General features: G+C 71.3%; 5 protein-coding genes. 4 read left to right on the forward strand and 1 reads right to left on the reverse strand.

Annotated elements, in window-relative coordinates; translation table 11 throughout:
• Nucleotides 1–306: 306 nt before the first annotated feature.
• Nucleotides 307–1,653 carry a wax ester/triacylglycerol synthase family O-acyltransferase gene (locus ABT147_RS46940; RefSeq protein WP_351418657.1) on the forward strand — a complete coding sequence of 449 codons (1,347 nt, stop codon included), beginning with the start codon at nt 307–309 and terminating at the stop codon, nt 1,651–1,653.
• Nucleotides 1,654–1,911: 258 nt separating this feature from the next.
• Nucleotides 1,912–3,414 (forward strand): SDR family NAD(P)-dependent oxidoreductase, encoded by a 1,503-nt coding sequence (locus ABT147_RS46945; RefSeq protein ID WP_351418659.1) that lies wholly within the window; start codon nt 1,912–1,914, stop codon nt 3,412–3,414.
• Here ABT147_RS46945 and ABT147_RS46950 read toward each other — a convergent pair.
• Nucleotides 3,393–3,950 carry a hypothetical protein gene (locus tag ABT147_RS46950; protein WP_351418661.1) on the reverse strand — a complete coding sequence of 186 codons (558 nt, stop codon included), beginning with the start codon at nt 3,948–3,950 and terminating at the stop codon, nt 3,393–3,395. The genes ABT147_RS46945 and ABT147_RS46950 overlap by 22 nt on opposite strands.
• A gap of 496 nt (nt 3,951–4,446) precedes the next feature.
• On the opposite strand from ABT147_RS46950, the gene ABT147_RS46955 reads away from it, so the two are divergent.
• Nucleotides 4,447–4,617 (forward strand): hypothetical protein, encoded by a 171-nt coding sequence (locus ABT147_RS46955; RefSeq protein WP_005484384.1) that lies wholly within the window; start codon nt 4,447–4,449, stop codon nt 4,615–4,617.
• Between the two features lie 51 nt (nt 4,618–4,668).
• Nucleotides 4,669–5,151: a GNAT family N-acetyltransferase gene (locus ABT147_RS46960; RefSeq protein ID WP_351418664.1), complete on the forward strand. Its 483-nt coding sequence runs from the start codon at nt 4,669–4,671 to the stop codon at nt 5,149–5,151.
• Nucleotides 5,152–5,277 lie beyond the last annotated feature (126 nt).

The raw sequence follows: 5,277 nt of genomic DNA on the forward strand, positions 1-5,277 counted from the left end.
TACGAGGGCTTTCGGGCGGCACGCCGAGAGCACGCACCGGACGCCGCGCGGCCGCCCTTCGGGCGACGACGCCACTTTCGCAACAGGCCCTAGCCCTTCAGCGGTCCTTGAGGAGACCCTTGAGATTTGCCCCTGAGGTAGCCCTTCAGGGTGACCCCGGTGCACACGGATGTCCCATGAGTCCCGTCTTCGTCACGTGGCGGGACTTAATCTGCTGTTAACTGTGCGTAGCTTGATCGTACTTGACCGTAATCGGCCAACAGCGATTGACTACTGACTCACCCGTCGTCGACGCGAGGCAAGCCCTTGACTTCTGATCTGCTCGCCCCACTCGACCTTGCGTTCTGGAACATCGAGTCCGCCGAACACCCCATGCACCTGGCCGCCCTCGGCGTCTTCACGGCGAACTCGCCCACCGCGGGCGCCCACGCCGCCGAGCTGCTCGCCACGCGGGCCGCAGCGGTGCCGGGGCTGCGGATGCGGATCCGGGACGTCTGGGTCCCGGACGTCCGGCTGCCGCTGGCGTTCGGCGGCGCGACCCGCGAGCCCGTCACCGACTTCGAGCCCTTCGACCACGTACGGCTGCACGCGCCGACCGCCGACTTCCACGAGGTGGCCGGGCGGCTGATGGAACGCCCGCTGGAGCGCGGCCGGCCGCCGTGGGAGGCGCACGTGCTGCCGGGGCGGGACGGCACCTCCTTCGCCGTGCTGTTCAAGTTCCACCACGCCCTGGCCGACGGGCTGCGGGCGCTGACGCTCGCCGCCGCCGTCATGGACCCCATCGACATGCCCGCGCCCCGGCCGCGCCCCGTGGAGCCGCCGCGCGGCCTCCTCGACGAGGTCCGCAAGCTGCCCGATCTGGTCCGGGGCACCTTCTCCGACCTCGGGCGCGCCCTCGACATCGGCGCGTCCGTCGCCCGCACCACGCTCGACGCGACCCTCGCCGCCCGTTCGTCCGCCGCGCTGACCTCCGAGGCCAGCGGGACCCGCCGTACCGCCGGGGTGCTCGTCGACCTCGACGACGTGCACCGGATCCGCAAGACCGTCGGCGGCACCGTCAACGACGTCCTGATCGCGGTCGTCGCGGGCGCGCTGCGGCGGTGGCTGGACGAGCGCGGGGACGGCAGCGACGGGGTCGCGCCCCGGGCGCTGATCCCCGTCTCCAAACGCCGCCCGCGTACGGCGCATCCGCAGGGCAACCGGCTCTCCGGGTATCTGATGAAGCTGCCCGTCGACGATCCGGATCCGCTGCGGCGGCTGCGTACGGTGCGTACGGCGATGGACCGCAACAAGGACGCCGGGCCCAATCGGGGGGCCGGGGCGGTCGCGCTCCTCGCGGACCATGTGCTGCCGCTCGGCCACCGCCTCGGTGGGCCCCTGGTCAGTCAGGCCGCCCGTCTCTGGTTCGACATCCTCGTCACCAGCGTTCCCCTGCCGAGCCTCGGGCTCCGCCTCGGTGGCTGCCCCCTCGCCGAGATCTACCCCCTCGCCCCGCTCGCCCACGGGCAGTCCCTTGCAGTGGCCGTCTCCACGTACCGGGGGAGCGTCCACTACGGCCTGGTCGCCGACGCGGAGGCCGTCCCGGACCTGGAGCGGTTGTCCCGGGCGGTCACCCGGGAGGTGGGGGATCTGTTGGCGGCGTGTGAGGTATGACGCGTGGGGGTTCGCTGTCGGGTGCGGGCCCGGTGGGGCTTCTCGCGCAGTTTCCCGCGCCCCTGAAAGATCAGGCCCTGCGGGCCTGAGAAGCACGGGGCGCAGCCCCGGTTTTTCAGGGGCGGGGGGAACCGCGCGGCCCGCCCCCACCGGAACCGCACCCGAAGTTTGGTGACCACAGCCCCCGCTCCGTACAATTCCCCGTTCGACAGCAGACGCGCCCCGACGGGCCGCGGCGATCAGGGAAACGGCAGCGCGATGACGGTGACAGAGGACGGCCCGGCGACCACGGACGAGGTCGTGTACGGCCCCGGCATCGACCCGGAGCGGCTCGCCGTATGCCTCAGCGTGCTGGAGGAACTGGACAAGCTGGAGGTCGACCACCCCGACGCCATCGCGGTGCGCCGGGCGACCGCCGGCGTCTACCGCACGGTGAAGCAGCGCCGCCGCCAGGAACGCCGCGCCGCCAAGACCGCACACGACAAGGCGGTCACCGAGTCCACGGCCACCGGCTCCGCCCAGCGCATCGACGACGAGACGGAAGGCATTCTCCCGTCGTCGGTCACCGAGGAGGGCAAGATCGCGGGGATACTCCAGCGCCCGCGCTCCTGCTACACCTGCAAGACCCGCTACGTCGAGGTCGACTACTTCTACCACCAGCTCTGCGCCGACTGCGCCCGCCTGAACCGCGGCAAGCGCGACGCCCGCGCCGACCTCACCGGCAAGCGCGCCCTGCTCACCGGCGGCCGCGCCAAGATCGGCATGTACATCGCCCTGCGGCTGCTGCGCGACGGCGCGCACACCACGATCACCACGCGCTTCCCGAAGGACGCCATCCGCCGCTTCAAGGCCATGGACGACTCGGCGGACTGGATGCACCGGCTGGACGTCGTCGGCATCGACCTGCGCGACCCGGCCCAGGCCGTCGCCCTCGCCGACCAGGTCGCCGAGGCGGGCCCACTCGACATCCTGATCAACAACGCGACCCAGACCGTACGCCGGCTGCCCTCCGCCTACGCCGCCCTGGTCGAGGGCGAGAGCGCCCCGCTGCCCGCCGGCGAGCTGCCGCCGTACCACGTCATCGGTGCCTTCAACTCCGGCGCGGTGGACGGCCTGACCGGGATCGCCGCACTCCCCGCCGGCACCAGCGGCCTCGACGCTCAGCAGGTCGCCGACCTCGCCCTGGTCGCGGGCAACGCCAGCGTCGCCCGGCACCTCGACGGCACCGCCATCGACGCGGGCGGCCTCGTCCCCGACGTGGTCGACAGCAACACCTGGGTGCAGACCATCGAGCAGATCTCCCCGGTGGAGCTGCTGGAGACCCAGTTGTGCAACTACACGGCGCCCTTCATCCTGATCAGCAAGCTCCGCCTGGCCATGGCCGAGGCCGCCAGGCGGGCGACCAGCGGACGCGCGTACGTCGTGAACGTCTCGGCGATGGAAGGCGTCTTCGGCCGCGGCTACAAGGGCGCGGGCCACCCGAACACGAACGCCGCCAAGGCCGCGATGAACATGGTCACGCGGACCAGCGCCCAGGAGATGTTCCAGACCGACGGCATCCTGATGACCTCGGTCGACACCGGCTGGATCACCGACGAGCGCCCCCACTTCGACAAGCTGCGCCTCGCCGACGAGGGCTTCCACGCCCCGCTCGACCTCGTCGACGGCGCGGCCCGCGTCTACGACCCGGTCGTGCTCGGCGAGCAGGGCGAGGACGTGTACGGCGTCTTCCTGAAGGACTACGCGCCCGGCAAGTGGTGAGACGACGCCCCGACCCGGCCGGCCCGGTCGGTCCGGGGCGCCCGGGCCGCTCGGTCGGCCACCAGTTCCAGCACGGTGCGCCAGTCCTCCAGGACCCCGGCGTCCACCCCGGCCGACCGGCCCGCCTCATCCGCCTGGCGTAGGGTCAGCACGTCCTCGACGAGACCGGCGTCCACCCAGCCGCCCGCATGCAGGCGTACGAGGTGATCGGGGCCGAGGGCGTGCAGGCGTACGAGATGGGCGACCCGTTCGCCCAGGAGCGGCCGGACCGCGTCGGCGGCCAGGTCCGCGTGGCTCGTGTCGTCACCCGGTCGGAGCACCTGCCCGAGGATGTGGACCAGACCGGCCACCTGGAGCTCCTTGTCGGCGGGCCGCCCCCGGCGCAGCAGTGCGGCGGTCTGCAGCGCGTGTTCGTGCGGATCGGCGCGGGTGCCCGGGGTGCGGTCCGGTCCGTGCCGGCGGCGGTCCGGCGTCCGGCCGCCGCCCCGGCAGGTGTGCAGCAGATCCATCAGCTCGTCGACGCTGCGCAGTTCCATCCGCCGGTCCTCCCGAGTCCGCCCGCGAGAAATGCCGTTGCGACACATGAGCAGATCATGGTCGGCTTGCGATTCGGCCAACGGGACCTGAACTACGTGCCGAGGCCAGCGATCCGATGGGTCGTCGGGCCGGTGCGGGGTTCGAGTGCTGAGCCGAACGGGTGATGAGAAAACCTGCTGAATGGGTCAAATTGCCCTAGGGTCAGGCCTGCTGGGTGCTGAACGACTCAAGACAGTTACCTCTTGTTTTCAGCCCCATCGAGCGGCCACCCGCTCATTTGGTTACTCTGTACCGGACGGACAGCCTTATATGGGTCCCACCCACACCCACGGTCCGTCCCGGGACAAGCCGGTCATCACGGCCTGTTCTCACATCCAGAAGATCCGGCGCCACCGCGTCCGAACTGACATCGACTCAGACCCGAGCGGACGTCAGGCGCACAGCGGCAGGCTGGGCCGACGTCCCGAGGGTGACCCGACACATAAGGAGTGCGCGGTGACACCAGAGAAGACGAATGGCGATCAACGCCCGAAGGAACGTACCGAGGGCGGCCGGTCGAAGAAGGAGCTCGGCAGCCTGGACGTGTGGGCCAGGTCCGCCCCGATCCGACTGGCGGGCTACGAGGACGACCTCGCCGAGCCCCACATCCTGCCCAGCGTGGACTGACGGGCAGGATCCGGAGATCGCCGTCTGCATGGGCGTGCCAGACTCGCGCCCATGCAGATCAGAGAAGCCACCGCCGCCGACTGGCCCGGGATCTGGCCGTTCTGGCACCGCGTCGTCGCCGCCGGCGAGACCTACGCCTGGGACCCCGACACCTCCGAGGAAGCCGCCCGCGCCCTGTGGATGGCCCCCGCGAAGCGCGTCTACGTCGCCGAGGACGAGACCGGAGCACTGGTCGGCTCCGCCTACCTCACCCCCAACTACGGCGGTCCCGCCGCCCGGATCGCCAACGCGGGCTTCATGGTCGACCCCGACCGCGGCGGCCGCGGCATCGGCCGCGCCCTCGCCGCACACGTCCTCGCCGAAGCCAAGGAACAGGGCTACCGGGGCATGGTGTTCAACGCCGTCGTCGAGACCAACCCCGCCGTACGGCTGTGGACCTCCCTCGGCTTCACCGTCCTCGGCACCGTCCCGGACGCCTTCGAGCATCCGAAGGACGGCCTGGTGGGGCTGCACATCATGTACAAGGCCCTGTGACGCCACCTAGGGCCTGTTGCGAAAGTGGCGTCTGCCGCGCGACGCCCGGCACGCTCCCCCACTCTCGGCTTCGCTCGAGCGGGAGGGGCCCCCACCGCCGCACCGCCCGAAAGCCCGAGTACACCC

The sequence above is a fragment of the Streptomyces sp. NPDC001868 genome (genome assembly GCF_040297125.1).
Taxonomy (GTDB): domain Bacteria; phylum Actinomycetota; class Actinomycetes; order Streptomycetales; family Streptomycetaceae; genus Streptomyces.